Raw genomic sequence first — 15966 nt, 5'->3', positions numbered from 1 at the left:
TCTCCAAAGCGCGCAATCCTGTCGGTCCGTCTCTCCCGGACGGTGACTTCATGAAAACATCTGAAAATTGATTGCGCAATCTGAAAATTTTTTGCAGTCTGCTGGCTGATTTACGGGAGGACGGCAATGGCAACCTCGATCGTTCCTGGCAAACGCGGCAAGAAGAGCCGGCGGGTGCGGCTGGAGGACATAGCGGAAAAGGTGGGGGTCTCGCTGAGCACGGTCTCCCGGGCGATCGCCGGCGAGAAGGGTGTCCGGGCCGACATCCGCCAGCGCATCCTGGAGGCGGCGAAGGACATCAACTATGCCGTGCCGACGCCGGTTGCCGGCAAGAAGGTGGTGCTCGCCGCTTCAAGCGCGGCGATGATCGACTACGTGCGCAACCAGTTCACGCTCTACGTGCTCGAAGGCCTGAGGGACCGGGCGCAGGCGCTGGGTCTCGACATCGTGACCCGGGCGGTCGCCGACGAGGCGGAGGAAAAGGCCGTGCTGGAAGAGGCGCGCGCCGATCCCGACGTGGCGGGGCTCCTGTTCCTCACCGTCGACGACGAAGGCATGCTGGCGGCGACCCGCGGCTTCGGCAAGCCGGTCGTGCTGATCAACGGCGACGATCCTTATATGCGGCTTTCGAGCGTCACGCCCTGCAACCGCTCGGCGGCGCATCTTGCGGCGGATTACCTCATCCGGCTCGGCCACAGGCGCATCCTTTTCCTGATGCGGCCCGGCCGGCGCACCATCGACCGCCGCCGCGAGGGCTGGCAGGACGCGCTTCTCCAGCACGGGCTGCCCTGTCCCGCCGATCTCGTCGTGCCGGTGGACGACTGGCTGCCGGAGCTTGCCGCCCAGGCGATCAGCGAGCGCATCCGCACGAACGGGCTCGATTTCACCGCCGTGCTCACCGCCGGCGACAGCCTTGCGGTCGGCGCGATGATGGGCGTGCAGCAGGCGGGCTATTCCGTGCCGGGCGACGTCTCCGTCATGGGCATGGACGACCTGCCGCAGGCGGCCTTCCTCAACCCGCCGCTGACGACGATGCACATCCCCATGCGCGAACTCGGTTCGGTGGCGCTCGATCTCCTGCGCGACGGCATGTCCGGTTTTCCCATTCCGCCGCGGCGGGTGGAACTCGCCTGCCATATCGCCGAGCGGCAGTCGACCGGACCGGCGAAATGGCGGCAGGCTTAACGCAAGCCAAACGGCGTATTCATGCGCCATTCAGAGGCCTGCTGGAACAATGCGGATGCCTCGAACATTGATAGGTCGGCGGAATCCGTCGGCAGATCGGAACATCTGTTCGGACGCCAATCAAGGTTTCTCAGGAGGAAGCCCGTGAAGAAAATTCTCATGTCCGTTGCGGCATTGTGCGCCATGCTCGCGGCGCCGTCGCTTGCGGAGGCGGCGGTGCGCGGCTTCGCCACGGCCAATGTCAACATGCGGTCCGGACCGAGCACCGGCTACCCCGCCGTCACCGTCATCCCGGTGGGTACGCCCGTCACCATTTACGGCTGCATGAGCAGCGTCAACTGGTGCGACGTGCAGTTTTTCGGCGGCCGCGGCTGGGTGTCCGGCACCTATGTGCAGGCCAGCTATCAATCCAACCGGGTCTATGTCGGGCCGCAATACTATCGCCCGCTCGGCATTCCCATGATCACCTTCGACGTCGATACCTATTGGGGCCGCTACTATCGCGACCGCGACTTCTATCGCGACCGCGACCGCTGGCGCCGCTACGACTGGGACCGGGTCGATCGCCGCCCGCCTCCGCCGCCGCGCTGGGACCGCGACCCCCCGCGCTGGGATCGTGATCCGCCCCGATGGGATCGTGATCGGGACCCGCCGCGTTGGGACCGGGATCGGGATCCTCCGCGCTGGGATCGCGACCGCGACCGTGACCGGTGGGACCGCGACAGGGACAGGGACCGCGATCGTGACGATCGCCGCCCGCCGCCGCGGGTCGATCGTGACGACGACCGCAGACCGCCGCCGCGCGTGGACCGGAACGATGACCGCCGTCCGCCGCCGAGGGTGGATCGGGGCGAGGATCGCCGTCCTCCGCAAAGGGCGGAGCGGGATCGTGGGGCCTGCTGGACGCCGAGCTGCCAGACGCCTGGAACACACGGCGATAACTGACCAGACGATTGTATAGGGCCGCCTCCGGGCGGCCCTTTCCATGCGTGCCATAGTAAAGCATTTATGACGAGCGTACCGTTCGCCTATGCTCCGGCCATTGCGCCTTTTCTCCCTTTTCGATAAGAGACCCCGCAACTTGACAATCCCGTCTCAGGAGACGGGGTTTTGAGGCGGTTGGAAAGGAGACGCCCGGGTATTATCAGGCCTGGGCGAAAGAGTGGTTTTGGTCGTATGGCTCGCATCGTCATGAAGTTCGGCGGCACGTCCGTCGCCAATCTCGAACGCATTCACAACGTCGCGCGCCATGTGAAACGGGAGGTCGAAGCGGGCCACGAAGTCGCGGTCGTCGTTTCCGCCATGTCCGGCAAGACCAACGAACTGGTCGCCTGGGTTCAGGACGCGCCGAAGGCGACGGGCGCCAACTCGCCCTTCTACGACGCGCGCGAATACGATGCCGTCGTCGCCTCCGGCGAGCAGGTGACCTCGGGGCTTCTGGCGATCGCGCTGCAGTCCATGGGCATCAACGCCCGCTCGTGGCAGGGCTGGCAGATCCCGATCCGCACCGACAACGCCCATGGCGCGGCGCGCATCATGGAGATCGACGGCTCCGAGATCGTCAAGCGGATGGGCGAGGGACAGGTGGCGGTCGTCGCCGGCTTCCAGGGGCTCGGCCCGGACAACCGCATCGCGACGCTCGGCCGCGGCGGCTCCGACACCTCGGCGGTGGCGATCGCCGCCGCGGTCAAGGCCGACCGCTGCGACATCTATACCGACGTGGACGGCGTCTACACGACCGACCCGCGCATCGAGCCCAAAGCGCGCCGCATGAAGAAGGTCTCCTTCGAGGAAATGCTGGAAATGGCCTCGCTCGGCTCGAAGGTCCTGCAGGTGCGCTCGGTCGAGCTCGCCATGGTCTTCAAGGTCCGCACCTTCGTGCGCTCCAGTTTCGAGGATCCCGATGCGCCGGGCATGGGCGACCTTTTGAACCCGCCCGGCACTTTGATTTGCGACGAGGAAGAAATCGTGGAACAGGAAGTCGTCACCGGCATCGCCTATGCCAAGGATGAAGCGCAGATCTCGCTCCGGCGGCTCGCCGACCGGCCGGGAGTGTCGGCCGCGATCTTCGGGCCGCTCGCCGAAGCGCATATCAATGTCGACATGATCGTGCAGAACACGTCGGAAGACGGGTCGAAGACCGACATGACCTTCACCGTGCCTTCGGGCGACGTGCAGAAGGCGCTGAAGGTGCTGGACGACAACAAGGAGAAGATCGGCTTCGACGTCGCCCAGAGCGAATCAGGCCTCGCCAAGGTCTCCGTCATCGGCATCGGCATGCGCAGCCATGCGGGCGTCGCCGCGCACGCTTTCAAGGCACTTGCCGAAAAAGGCATCAACATCAAGGCGATCACCACCTCGGAAATCAAGATTTCCATCCTGATCGACGGCGCTTATTCCGAACTCGCAGTTCGGACTTTGCATTCCGCCTACGGTCTCGATAAGAGTTGATGGTGAGCCGGTTCGGCGCGCCGGCATTCGGGCGCGCCATCCCGGATAGGATGACCTGGGTTCGGGAGCACTGATGCCGATGAGAGACCTGTCGGCTGGTCCGCGCGTTCTTCTAAAGCGCCTGCGCGAATTGATGGCGGAGCCGCTCGACCCCCAGGAGCGCCTTGACCGGATCGTCCGCCAGATCGCCAGCAACATGGTGGCCGAGGTCTGCTCCGTCTACGTGCTCCGCTCCGACGGCGTGCTCGAACTCTACGCGACCGAAGGTCTGAAGAAGGAAGCCGTCCACCTTTCGCAATTGAAGATGGGCCAAGGCCTGGTCGGCACGATCGCCGCCTCCGCCCAACCGCTCAACCTTTCCGACGCGCAGGCGCATCCGGCTTTCCGCTATCTCCCGGAGACCGGCGAGGAAATCTATCACTCCTTCCTCGGCGTGCCGATCCTGCGCGCCGGCCGGACGCTGGGGGTTCTCGTCGTCCAGAACCGGGCGAGCCGCAACTATCGCGAGGACGAGCTGGAGGCGCTCGAGACCACGGCGATGGTGATCGCCGAGATGATCGCGACCGGCGAGCTCAAGAAGATCACCCGGCCGGGGCTCGAGCTCGACCTCACCCGCGCGGTGACGATCGAGGCGGACGGCTACAACGAAGGCATCGGGCTCGGCCACGTCGTGCTGCACGAGCCGCGCATCGTCGTCACCAATCTGCTCAACGAGGACTCGGAGAAGGAGATCCAGCGGCTCGCCGAAGCGCTCGGTAGCTTACGCATCTCCATCGACGACATGCTGTCGCGGCGCGAAGTGGCGCAGGAGGGCGAGCACCGGGAGGTTCTCGAAACCTACCGCATGTTCGCGCATGACCAGGGCTGGGTCCGCCGCATGGAAGAGGCGATCCACAACGGGCTCACGGCGGAAGCGGCGGTCGAGAAGGTGCAGAGCGACACCAAGGCGCGCATGATGCGCCTCACCGACCCCTATCTGCGCGAGCGGATGCACGATTTCGACGACCTCGCCAACCGGCTGCTCAGGCAGCTCACCGGTTTTTCCGGCCGCCTTTCCGAGGAAGGGTTCCCGGCCGACGCGATCATCCTGGCGCGCGCCATGGGGGCGGCGGAGCTTCTGGACTATCCGCGCGAGCGCATGCGCGGCCTCGTGCTGGAAGACGGCGCGGTGACGAGCCATGTGGTGATCGTCGCGCGCGCCATGGGCATTCCGGTCGTTGGCCAAGCGGCCGGCGTCGTGGCGCTCGCCGAAAACGGCGATCCGGTGATCATCGACGGTGACGACGGGCAGATCCATCTCAGGCCGATGACGGATCTGCAGAAGGCCTATGAGGAAAAGGTGCGGCTGCGCGCCCGCCGCCAGGAGCAGTTCCGGGCGCTGCGCTCGGTCGAGCCGCTCACCAGAGACGGCAAGCGCATCAGCCTGCAGATGAATGCGGGCCTGATGGTCGACCTGCCGCAGCTTGTGGAATCCGGCGCCGACGGGATCGGCCTCTTCCGCACCGAGTTGCAGTTCATGATCGCCTCCACCATGCCGAAGCTGGAGGAGCAGGAGGCGTTCTACCGCAACGTGACGAAGCAGGCGGCGGGCCGGGCCGTGACCTTCCGCACACTCGATATCGGCGGCGACAAGGTCGTCTCCTATTTCCGCAGCCACGAGGAGGAGAACCCGGCGCTCGGCTGGCGGGCGATCCGCCTGTCGCTCGACCGACCGGGGCTGCTGCGCACCCAGCTTCGCGCGCTTTTGAGAGCGTCGGCGGGGGGCGAGCTGAGAATGATGGTGCCGATGGTGACCGAGGTCTCGGAAATCCATGCGGTGCGCGACCTGATGCAGAAGGAAGTGCAGCATCTTTCGAAATTCGGCCACAGCCTGCCGCGCAAGCTGCAGTTCGGGGCGATGCTGGAAGTGCCGGCGCTGATGTGGCAGCTCGACGAGCTGATGCAGGAAGTGGATTTCGTGTCGGTCGGCTCGAACGACCTCTTCCAGTTCGCCATGGCGGCCGACCGCGGCAATGCGCGCGTCTCGGACCGGTTCGACAATCTGGGAAAACCCTTCCTGCGCATCCTGCGCGACATCGCGCGCGCCGGCGAACGCAACAAGACGCCGGTGACGCTTTGCGGCGAGATGGCCGGCAAGCCGCTTTCCGCCATGGCGCTGATCGGCATCGGCTTCCGTTCCGTCTCGATGGCGGCGACCTCGATCGGCCCCGTCAAGGCCATGCTGCTCGGGCTCGACGCCGACCTCCTGGCCGCCGAGCTCAACGCTGCGCTCGACGATATGACCTCGAACGAGCCGATCCGCGACCTGCTTGTCCGGTTCGCCCAGGCTCACAATATTCCGGTTTGACGATTGAATGACGGTCATTGGTCGAGCTATGTGCTCTCACCGTCATCCTCGGTCCACGGATCAAGTCCGAGGATATCCCGAGGACCTAACCGCGCCGATAGGTTGGCAGATCCTCGGGACAAGCCCGAGGATGACGAACGGCATAGTTGGAGTCTTATAATTGGCGAAGCTTCCTGTTGAAAAGATGCGCGAGCTGGAGCGCCGTTTCGGCGAGATCGAGGCGCGCATGTCGGAAGGGCCGGCCGCCGACGTCTACGTGAAGCTGGCGTCGGAATATTCCGAACTGCAGCCCGTGGTGCGGAAGATCCGCGAATACGAGAAGACGGTCGCGGAAGCGGCCGACCTGCGCGCCATGCTGGCCGACAAGGCGACCGACCGCGAGATGCGCGAGCTTGCCGAAATGGAGCTGCCGGAAGCGGAAGAGCGGATCGAGGCGCTCGAAAAGGACATGCAGATCCTGCTCCTGCCGAAGGATGCCGCCGACGAGAGAAGCGCCATCCTGGAAATCCGCGCCGGCACCGGCGGCAACGAGGCGGCGCTCTTCGCCGGCGATCTCTTCCGCATGTACGAGCGCTATGCGGGCGCGCACGGCTGGAAGGTGGAGGTGCTTTCGTCGAGCGAAGGCGAGGCGGGCGGCTACCGGGAAATCATCGCGACGGTCACCGGGCGCGGCGTCTTCTCCAAGCTGAAGTTCGAATCCGGCGTTCATCGCGTTCAGCGTGTGCCGGATACCGAAACGCAGGGACGCATCCACACCTCTGCGGCGACCGTCGCGGTCCTGCCCGAAGCGGAAGAAATCGACATCGAAATCCGGCCGGAAGACATCCGTATCGACACGATGCGTTCCTCCGGCGCAGGGGGGCAGCACGTCAACACCACCGACTCGGCGGTGCGCATCACCCACATTCCGAGCGGCATCGTCGTCACCAGTTCGGAAAAGTCGCAGCACCAGAACCGCGCCAAGGCGATGCAGGTGCTGCGTTCCCGGCTTTTCGACATGGAACGGCAGAGGGCCGACAGCGAACGTTCCGCCGACCGCAAGAGCCAGGTCGGCTCCGGCGACCGTTCCGAGCGCATCCGCACCTACAATTTTCCGCAGGGGCGGGTGACCGACCACCGCATCAACCTGACGCTCTACAAGCTCGACCGGATGATGGAGGGCGAAATCGACGAAGTGGTGGACGCGCTGATCGCCGATTACCAGGCCGGCCAGCTCGCGCAACTCGGCGAGCAACAGGGATGACGACAGGAATAACGACCTTGGCGGCGGCCGTGGCGGGGGCGAAGGGCCGGTTCACGGAAGCCGGGCTGCCGGACGCGGCGATCGAGGCGCGTCTGCTGATCGGCGGGCTGCTCGGGCTTTCCAGCACCGAGGTCTTCACGGGCAGCGGCCGTGTTCTGACGGACGACGAAAAGGCCCGAATCACAAATGCCGTCGAACGGCGCTTGAAACGGGAGCCGGTACACCGCATATTAGGGTCACGGGAATTCCACGGGATGGATCTCCTCCTCTCCAAGGAGACGCTGGAGCCTCGTCCGGACACGGAAATCCTGGTGGATTGCCTGCTTCCCCACGTGAGGCAGATTGTCGCAGCCAAGGGTGCGGCACGGCTTCTCGATCTCGGCACGGGTACCGGCGCGATCATTCTCGCGCTGCTGAAGGAAAGCCCGCAGGCCAAAGGGATCGGCAGCGATATTTCGGAAGACGCCTTGCGGACGGCAGCGGAAAACGCGGCCCGGACAGGATCGGCGGAGAGATTTGAGGCGATCCGAAGCGACTGGTTTGAAAACATTTCCGGACGTTTCGACATAATCGTGTCAAATCCGCCCTATATACGGAGTGACGTTATCCCCTCACTGGAACCGGAAGTTCGGGATTTCGATCCGCCGGCAGCGCTGGACGGAGGTCCGGATGGACTTTTCCCCTATCGCGCGATAGCAGCGGGTGCAGGAGATTTCCTCGAAAAGGGCGGCGTTATCGGCGTCGAGATCGGGTTCGACCAGAAGGAAGCCGTAACCGCTATCTTCCGCTCGGCCGGCTTCAAGCTGGTGCAGGCGGCGCGCGACTACGGCGACAACGATCGAGTTCTCGTATTTACCGTAAAAGAGCCCTGATTTGCACAGCAGAAGAAAAGGCTTGGATTTCCGGAGGAAGCGGGATAGCTTGCAAGGCACGCACTGGGGCGGCTGGGAATGAACAGCGATTCGTTCGGGTTACAGGTCAACCCTTGATCCTGCTCTTTTCGAAGAGTTGCGAAGGTTGAACAATTCCCGGTGCGTGATTCAGTTAATTTGACTTTCACAAGCGGCAGGACGCTTTGGTCGCCCTGTGCGTGGCACGCGAAGTCTTGTTCCGGCATGGACCGGCAGGCCGCGTGGCCCTTTATCAGCGAAGACAGAGAATTGGTGAACGATAGATGAGGCCAGGACAGCAGAACAAACGCGGTCGAGGGCGCGGCAATAACAACAACAATAACGGCGGCGGCAACAACAACTTCAACCGCAAGGGTGGTAATCCTCTCAGCCGGACTTACGACAGTTCCGGCCCCGACGTGAAAATCCGCGGCACCGCCCAGCACATCGCCGAGAAATACGCGGCATTGGCCCGCGATGCGCAAAGCTCCGGCGACCGCGTGATAGCCGAGAACTATCTGCAGCACGCCGAGCACTACAACCGCATCATTGCCGCCGCCCAGGCGCAGATGCAGGACCGCTTCCAGCATCAGGATCGCGGCGGCGACTACCAGGACCGTGACGGCGCCGGTCTCGACCAGGACGAGATGGAGACCGGCGAAGCCGACGATCTCGGCTTCGCCCAGCAGCCGGCGATCGTCGACGAAGCCCAGGCGCCGCAGCCACAGCAGCAGCCGCGCCGCGAGCAGAACGGACATGCCCAGGAACAGCAGCCGCGCGAGAACCGCCGCGACCGCGAGCAGCGCCGCGACCGCGAGCAGCGCCGCGACCGGCGTCAGGACCGGCAGGAACGCCGCGAGCAGCCGGCCATCGCCGAACAGCCGCAGCCGGCAGCTCCTGCCATCGATGATGGTTCCGGTCCGCAGCCGGTAATCGAAGGCACCCCGGCCGAGGTCGTCGTCGAGCAGGCAGAGCAGGCGGAAGCGTCGGCTCCGGCCGAGCGCGCTCCGCGCCGCCGGGCGGCCGCCCGCCCGCGCCGTCCGCGTCGCGGCGAGGCCGCTGCCGAGGAGGGCGAGGCTTCGGGCGATGATGCCCGGCCGGCCCTGGCGGAAGCCGCCGGTGAATAAGCGCCCGGCATCGAAAATCATGCGACATGCAAAAACTCCGGCCGAAAGCCGGAGTTTTTGCGTTTAGGAGCAAATTGCCGGCGAGAGCCAGATCACGGCTGCCATCGTCTATTCCCGGTTCAAAGCTCATGACTCGCGCGAGGAAGACTCTGCGCTCGCAATTTGATCCAGATTTTCAATCAACCGCGCAAGCAGATCGACAAGCTGTGCCGCCTCCGCATCCGTGAATCCATTCAATGCCTCGCGATTGCCTTGGAACAAGGCCGCAATTGCCTCAGGCATGCGTTCCCGGGCAGCCTTCGTAAGCACGATACGGCTGCTCCGGCCGTCGGCCGGGTCGGGTGTCCGCTCTATCAGTCCATCCCTCTCCATGCGGGCGAGCATCTGCGCCATCGGCGGTTGCTCCACCCTCGCGAAGCGGGCAAGGTCGCGCTGCGTGCTTGCTTTGCCATTTTGCAGCGCGACCAGCACAGGCAACTGGCCGACGCCGAAGCCGAGGGGTTTGAGGCGTGCCTCGCTAAGGCGGGCGAACCCCCGCGCCGCAAGGCTGATGAGATGCCCCGGCGTGGAAAGCACGTCTTCGTTCATTTCGCTCACCTTGCCTCCGCTTGACCGGAATATATATATGTACGTATATATCTCGGTGCGCGGCATCACGCAATGTCGCTTCGGTGCTCCCCAGCCAATCCTTCAAATAGAGGACACGACATGTCGAGCAATGACATCCAAATGCTCAAGCGCATCTATCGCAGCTTCAACGCGAGAGACATTGACGGCGTACTTGTCGTGCTTTCCGACGACGTTTCCTGGGCCAACGGCATGGATGGCGGCCACGTTCACGGCCGTGAGGCCGTGCGCGACTACTGGACCCGTCAGTGGGCTGTCGTTCGTCCGCACGTTGAGCCGGTAGCATTCGAAAAGAAGGAAGATGGCGCCGTAGCCGTCGAGGTGATCCAGTCGGTATTTGACCTCGACGGTCAGCCGCTGGAGGGGCAAACGCACGGCTTGAAGGACAAGACCGTTACGCATATCTTCCATATTCAAGGCGACAAGATCGTGCGCTTTGATATCAAGGACGCCCTCTAAAGCATCGCGCCAGACCTTGCCGGGGATGATCCTTCTTGCACGGGGCGGCCGTTCGCGGCCTGTATTCGTGTCGGCCGGAGCGTCTCCCGATAGCCGTTCAAAAGCTCGGGTCCGCTTCTTTAAATCCGTAAAATCGCTTACCATATTCCACACCGAAGCCGGCATGACCGGCGGGGCTCGCCTTTAAGGGAGCTCGATCTCAACCATCGGCCTGCGCCTTCTGAGGGCAGGGCGATTCAGGAGGTGTATGAATGAACATCGAAAAATATTCCGAGCGCGTGCGCGGCTTCCTGCAGGCGGCGCAGACGCAGGCGCTGGCCTCGGGGCATCAGCAGTTCACGCCGGAACACGTGCTGAAGGTGCTGCTCGACGACGACCAGGGCATGGCGTCCTCGCTGATCGAACGCGCCGGCGGCAATGCCAAGGAAGCGCGCATCGCCAACGATGCCGCACTTGCCAAGCTGCCCAAGGTTTCCGGCGGCAACGGCGAAATCTATCTTTCCCAGCCGCTCGCCAAGGTTTTCTCGACCGCCGAAGACGCCGCCAAGAAGGCCGGCGACAGTTTCGTGACCGTCGAACGCCTGCTTCTGGCGCTTGCCATCGAAAGCTCGGCTTCGACCTCCGCGACGCTGAAAAAGGCGGGCGTGACAGCGCAAGGCCTCAACCAGGTCATCAACGACATCCGCAAGGGCCGCACGGCCGACAGCGCCAATGCCGAACAGGGTTTCGAGGCGCTGAAGAAATATGCGCGGGATCTTACGGCGGAAGCCCGCGAGGGCAAGCTCGATCCGGTGATCGGCCGCGACGACGAAATCCGCCGCACCATCCAGGTCCTGTCCCGCCGCACCAAGAACAATCCGGTCCTCATCGGCGAGCCCGGCGTCGGCAAGACGGCGATCGCCGAAGGCCTGGCGCTCAGGATCGTCAACGGCGACGTGCCGGAAAGCCTCAAGGACAAGAAGCTGATGGCGCTCGACATGGGCGCGCTCATCGCCGGCGCGAAATATCGCGGCGAGTTCGAGGAGCGCCTGAAAAGCGTGCTGAACGAGGTGCAGTCGGAAAACGGCGAGATCATCCTGTTCATCGACGAGATGCACACGCTGGTCGGCGCCGGCAAGTCCGAAGGGGCGATGGACGCCTCGAACCTTTTGAAGCCGGCGCTTGCCCGCGGCGAGCTGCACTGCGTCGGAGCCACCACGCTCGACGAATACCGCAAGCATGTGGAGAAGGACGCCGCACTTGCCCGCCGTTTCCAGCCCGTCATGGTCGACGAGCCGACAGTCGAGGACACGATCTCGATCCTGCGCGGCCTCAAGGAAAAATACGAGCAGCATCACAAGGTCCGCATCTCCGATTCGGCCCTGGTCGCGGCTGCGACGCTTTCCAACCGCTACATTACCGACAGATTCCTGCCGGACAAGGCGATCGACCTGATGGACGAGGCGGCCTCGCGTCTTCGCATGCAGGTGGATTCCAAGCCCGAAGAGCTCGACGAACTCGACCGGCGCATCATCCAGCTCAAGATCGAGCGGGAAGCCTTGAAGAAGGAAACCGACAGCGCCTCGGCCGACCGGCTGGCGCGGCTGGAGAACGAGCTCTCTTCGCTCGAAGAGGAGGCAAATGCGCTGACGGCGCGCTGGCAGGCGGAAAAGCAGAAGCTCGGCCTTGCCGCCGACCTCAAGAAGCAGCTCGACGAGGCCCGCAACGAACTGGCGATCGCCCAGCGCCAGGGCGAATACCAGCGCGCCGGCGAGCTTGCCTACGGCGTCATTCCGAAGCTCGAAAAGGAACTCGCCGAAGCGGAAGCACAGGACAGCAGCGGCGCTTCCATGGTGCAGGAGGTCGTAACGCCCGACAACATCGCCCATGTGGTCTCCCGCTGGACGGGCATTCCCGTGGACAGGATGCTGGAGGGCGAGCGCGAGAAGCTTCTGCGCATGGAGGACGAGCTGGCGAAATCGGTCGTCGGCCAGGGCGATGCCGTCCAGGCTGTCTCGCGCGCGGTGCGCCGTTCGCGTGCCGGCCTGCAGGACCCGAACCGGCCGATCGGCTCGTTCATCTTTCTGGGTCCGACCGGCGTCGGCAAGACGGAGCTGACGAAGTCGCTCGCCCGCTTCCTGTTCGACGACGAGACCGCGATGGTGCGCCTCGACATGTCGGAATATATGGAGAAGCACTCGGTCGCGCGGCTGATCGGCGCGCCTCCGGGCTATGTCGGCTATGAGGAAGGCGGCGCTCTGACGGAAGCGGTGCGCCGCAAGCCCTACCAGGTCGTGCTGTTCGACGAGATCGAGAAGGCGCATCCCGACGTCTTCAACGTTCTCCTGCAGGTGCTCGACGACGGGCGGCTGACGGACGGGCAGGGCCGCACGGTCGACTTCAAGAACACGATCATCATCATGACCTCCAACCTCGGCGCGGAATACCTCACCAATCTGCGCGAGGGCGAGGACGTGGACCAGGTCCGCGAACAGGTCATGGATGTGGTGAAGGCGTCGTTCCGGCCGGAATTTTTAAACCGCGTCGACGAGATCATCCTGTTCCATCGCCTGCGCCGCAGCGAGATGGGGGCGATCGTCGATATCCAGATGAAGCGGCTCCTGAACCTGCTTGCCGAACGCAAGATCGCGATCGATCTCGGCGAGGACGCCCGCGAATGGCTGGCGGAGAAGGGCTACGATCCCGTCTACGGCGCCCGTCCGCTGAAGCGGGTGATCCAGAAATACCTGCAGGACCCGCTCGCCGAGCAGATCCTGGGCGGGCAGATCCCCGACGGTTCGACCGTGGCGGTGAGCTCCGGCTCCGACCGGCTGCTCTTCCGCGTCAAGCGGGAGGTCAGCGAGGCCGCTTGAAACGGCGTCCGATTTGAACAGGCAAAGGGCCGCGTCATCGACGCGGCTCAGACTGCCGACAAAAAGGGGCGACAACTTCTCTTTCGTCATGCTCGGGCTTGTCCCGAGCATCCGGCCACGTCGATGGTCCTGAAATTATTCCAACATAACCAGCAGTTTCGGTGAGGTGGGCAGATCCTCGGCACAAGGCCGAGGATGACGCCGCGCACGCGGCGGAAGTTGTCGATAGAGCGCCGTGCGTCCAATTGGACGCACTAAGGACGTTCTAAAGCATTGAATCTGCTGCATCGTGCTTTCCGAAAACCGATTCCGGTTTTCGGGCCGATGCAGTAGTGTCATCGCCGTTGTCTTCCGTCCCTCGGACCGGAAGCGATCTCGGCGATCTCGATGCGGGCGACCGGGCTCTGACCCGGGCGGCTCGTCGGCTTACCGGCTGGCGACTTCGTCGGGCTGGTTGTTGAGCAGCGCGTCGATGCGCTTGCGCTCCTCTTCGAACCGGGCGAGCGCCTTGCCTTCCAGCGAACTGCCGCCCGGCAGGCGCACCTTCATCGGATCGACCTTGGTGCCGTTGACGATCAGCTCGTAATGCAGATGCGCGCCGGTCGACTGGCCGGTCGAACCCACATAGCCGATGACCTGGCCCTGGGTGATCTTCGCCCCTTCGCGAACCCCCGGGGCGATCGCGCTCTGGTGGTTGTAGGAGGAGACGTAGCCGTTGGCGTGGCGGATGAGCGTCTGGTTGCCGTAGCCGCCGGAATCCCAGCCGGCCTTCTCGACCACGCCGTTGCCGGTGGCGATGATCGGCGTGCCGCGCGGCGCGGCCCAATCGGTGCCCGTGTGCATGACCGATCTGCCGAGGATGGGATGGGCGCGCATGCCGAAACCGGAGGTCATGCGGCCGTTCGGCAGCGGATTGCGCAGCAGGAACTGCCGGATGCTCTTTCCGTCCTCGTCGAAATAATCGACCGATCCGTCGTCCGCGTTCTGGAAACGGTAGAAGCGGCTGGTGGTGTCGCCGAACTGGGCGTTCACGTAAAGCAGTTCGGAATCCCTGCTCGCCTGTCCCTTCTCGTCGGTCACGGAGAAGAAGGCTTCGATCTTGTCCGTCGGCTTCAGCTGTGCCTGCAGATCGACATTGCTGGCGAGCAGTTTCACCAGGAGGCCCGTCATCTCCTTGCTCATGCCGTAGGAAAGGGCGGCGCGATAGATGCCGTCGTAAACGCGCGGCAGCTCGCGGCCGGTCATGACCTGCGGCGGCTGCTCGCTGAAGGCGGAGGCGACGGCATCCAGCATCGGCGGCGCCTCGCCGTCCACGAAACGGCCGTGATCGTCGAGGGCAATGGTAACCCGATGGTTGCCGCGGCGGTAAAGGCTGGCGCGCACGACCAGCACCATGTCGCCTTCCTGGATCACGCCGATGCGCAGCACGTCTCCGGCGACGAGATCGGCTTCGCCGAGCCGGGATTGCAGATGGCCGGAAATCTCCTCGGCCTTGCCCTCCGGATAGCCGACCTCCGTCATGGCCTGCGTGACGGTCTCCGGCTTGCGGACGGGGATGATGTCGTCGGCATATTCGCGTGTATGCGAGGTGATCGGTTCAGGCGCCGAAACCGAGATATTCTCCTCGACCACGCGCGCCGAAAGCCCGGCGGTGATGTCGAGGTCGTCGTCCTTCGACGAAAAGCGCTGCGGATCGACGTAGTAGAGTGCCGAAAGCTGGGTGTTGCCGCTTGCGAGCACCGAGCCGTTGGAACGGACGTTCTCCTCCACTTCCTCCAGCGTCATGGCCGGGGCATAGGCATAGGTGCCGCCCTTGGCCGGGAAGGCGACCGTCTGGAGGCTGACCTCGGATTCCACGTTGGAGCCGTAGATGGCGCCGGCGCGCGCGGCGGGCGGAGGCGGCGTCTCGCTGGACGAGAAGATCGTCAGCGGATCGAAGGCCGGATAGTCCTCCTGCGCCACGTGGTTTGCGGCGAGGTTCATCTTCACCTGGGCGAAGGGCCTGCGCCGGACGACCTCCTTGTTGCCTTCGTGGACGACCGTGGAAACCTCCATGATCTTCCGGTCGGTCGGCATGGCGACGATGTTGCCGCCGAGCAGGCGTTTTCCGCGCGAGGCGACATCGACGTCGTCGTGGGGAAGCGCGGCGGAGGCCTCGGCGGGAATGGCAAGCTGCTGGCGGCCGTCCAGAGCGGCAAACAGCGCGACGCCCATCAGGATGGAAGAGGTGATCCCGGTCAGGAAGGTGCCGGAAAGCCAGCGAAGGGAAATCTCACGGCGATCCGGAGCCCGACGACCGTCGGCGAGGATCGGCGGTTCATTGCCGAGCGAGCGGATCATGCTGCGGGCCGTCATCATGCCAATCTAAGCCAATCCCCCTGATCACTCTTTAATTGCCGCAGGCAGGTTTCAGCCTGCTTGCAAAAGCTTGGGCGAAACATGTGCCCCTTTCGGCACGGAGAGTCAAATCGGTCAGGTTGCAAACGCGTGCAACCCTTGAATTCAGCCTTCGAATCCCCATCTACGTCCTGTAACCATGAGATTGTGAATTTGTCGGGGCAGTTTCGAGGCCTTCCAGAGGAAGCGTCGCGAGGGGTCCGGGAAATTGCCGTAGAAGCGGCTCCTTTTTCCGCCAGATCCTGCGTGGTTTCAAATTTCCATAGTGGAATCATATATTTGTTCGATTTCTTGGATTTTTGAGAACAACGCTGTTGACTTGTTTCTTGGGGAGCGATTATAACGCCGCTCACTGACGAGGGCGGCGGCGCTGCTGGCGACGAAGTCC

Annotated in this window: 11 protein-coding genes; 9 read left to right on the top strand and 2 right to left on the bottom strand. The window is 64.0% G+C overall.

Annotated elements, in window-relative coordinates:
- The first annotated feature begins 126 nt into the window (after positions 1 to 126).
- The 7 genes from ACMGE0_RS09060 (at position 127) to ACMGE0_RS09030 (ending at position 9243) form a co-directional block, all read left to right on the top strand.
- Complete coding sequence (locus tag ACMGE0_RS09060; protein ID WP_436815530.1) at positions 127 to 1185, top strand: LacI family DNA-binding transcriptional regulator; 1059 nt, start codon at positions 127 to 129, stop codon at positions 1183 to 1185.
- A gap of 144 nt (positions 1186 to 1329) precedes the next feature.
- Positions 1330 to 2130, top strand: a complete 801-nt coding sequence (locus ACMGE0_RS09055) for an SH3 domain-containing protein (RefSeq protein ID WP_436815529.1) — start codon at positions 1330 to 1332, stop codon at positions 2128 to 2130.
- A gap of 231 nt (positions 2131 to 2361) precedes the next feature.
- The gene (locus ACMGE0_RS09050; RefSeq protein ID WP_436815528.1) at positions 2362 to 3636 is read left to right on the top strand and encodes an aspartate kinase; all 1275 of its coding nucleotides are present in this window, start codon (positions 2362 to 2364) and stop codon (positions 3634 to 3636) included.
- Positions 3637 to 3715: 79 nt separating this feature from the next.
- Entirely contained in the window at positions 3716 to 5983 is a 2268-nt protein-coding gene (gene ptsP, locus ACMGE0_RS09045) for a phosphoenolpyruvate--protein phosphotransferase (protein ID WP_436815872.1), read from the top strand.
- A 160-nt stretch (positions 5984 to 6143) separates the two neighbouring features.
- Positions 6144 to 7226, top strand: coding sequence for a peptide chain release factor 1 (gene prfA / locus ACMGE0_RS09040; protein ID WP_436815527.1), 1083 nt, complete (start codon positions 6144 to 6146; stop codon positions 7224 to 7226).
- Complete coding sequence (prmC, locus tag ACMGE0_RS09035; protein WP_436815526.1) at positions 7223 to 8098, top strand: peptide chain release factor N(5)-glutamine methyltransferase; 876 nt, start codon at positions 7223 to 7225, stop codon at positions 8096 to 8098. Before prfA ends, prmC begins: the two co-directional genes overlap by 4 nt.
- Before the next feature lie 302 nt (positions 8099 to 8400).
- On the top strand, positions 8401 to 9243 hold the full coding sequence (locus tag ACMGE0_RS09030; RefSeq protein ID WP_436815525.1) for a DUF4167 domain-containing protein: 843 nt from the start codon (positions 8401 to 8403) through the stop codon (positions 9241 to 9243).
- Between the two features lie 126 nt (positions 9244 to 9369).
- Here ACMGE0_RS09030 and ACMGE0_RS09025 read toward each other — a convergent pair whose 3' ends face one another.
- Positions 9370 to 9831 carry a MarR family winged helix-turn-helix transcriptional regulator gene (locus ACMGE0_RS09025; RefSeq protein ID WP_436815524.1) on the bottom strand — a complete coding sequence of 154 codons (462 nt, stop codon included), beginning with the start codon at positions 9829 to 9831 and terminating at the stop codon, positions 9370 to 9372.
- A gap of 120 nt (positions 9832 to 9951) precedes the next feature.
- Between ACMGE0_RS09025 and ACMGE0_RS09020 the strand changes: the two genes are divergently transcribed.
- Positions 9952 to 10329 carry a nuclear transport factor 2 family protein gene (locus tag ACMGE0_RS09020; protein WP_436815523.1) on the top strand — a complete coding sequence of 126 codons (378 nt, stop codon included), beginning with the start codon at positions 9952 to 9954 and terminating at the stop codon, positions 10327 to 10329.
- Positions 10330 to 10580: 251 nt separating this feature from the next.
- Positions 10581 to 13181, top strand: coding sequence for an ATP-dependent chaperone ClpB (clpB, locus tag ACMGE0_RS09015; protein WP_436815522.1), 2601 nt, complete (start codon positions 10581 to 10583; stop codon positions 13179 to 13181).
- 426 nt (positions 13182 to 13607) lie between these two features.
- Here the strand turns inward: clpB and ACMGE0_RS09010 are convergent, their stop codons facing one another.
- Positions 13608 to 15539: a M23 family metallopeptidase gene (locus ACMGE0_RS09010; protein WP_436815521.1), complete on the bottom strand. Its 1932-nt coding sequence runs from the start codon at positions 15537 to 15539 to the stop codon at positions 13608 to 13610.
- Between the last annotated feature and the right edge of the window lie 427 nt (positions 15540 to 15966).

The sequence above is a fragment of the Neorhizobium descurainiae genome (genome assembly GCF_051400715.1).
Classification (GTDB): domain Bacteria; phylum Pseudomonadota; class Alphaproteobacteria; order Rhizobiales; family Rhizobiaceae; genus Neorhizobium.
The sequence above is the reverse complement of the archived record's forward strand: the minus strand, read 5'-3'. Positions and strand labels throughout refer to the sequence as shown.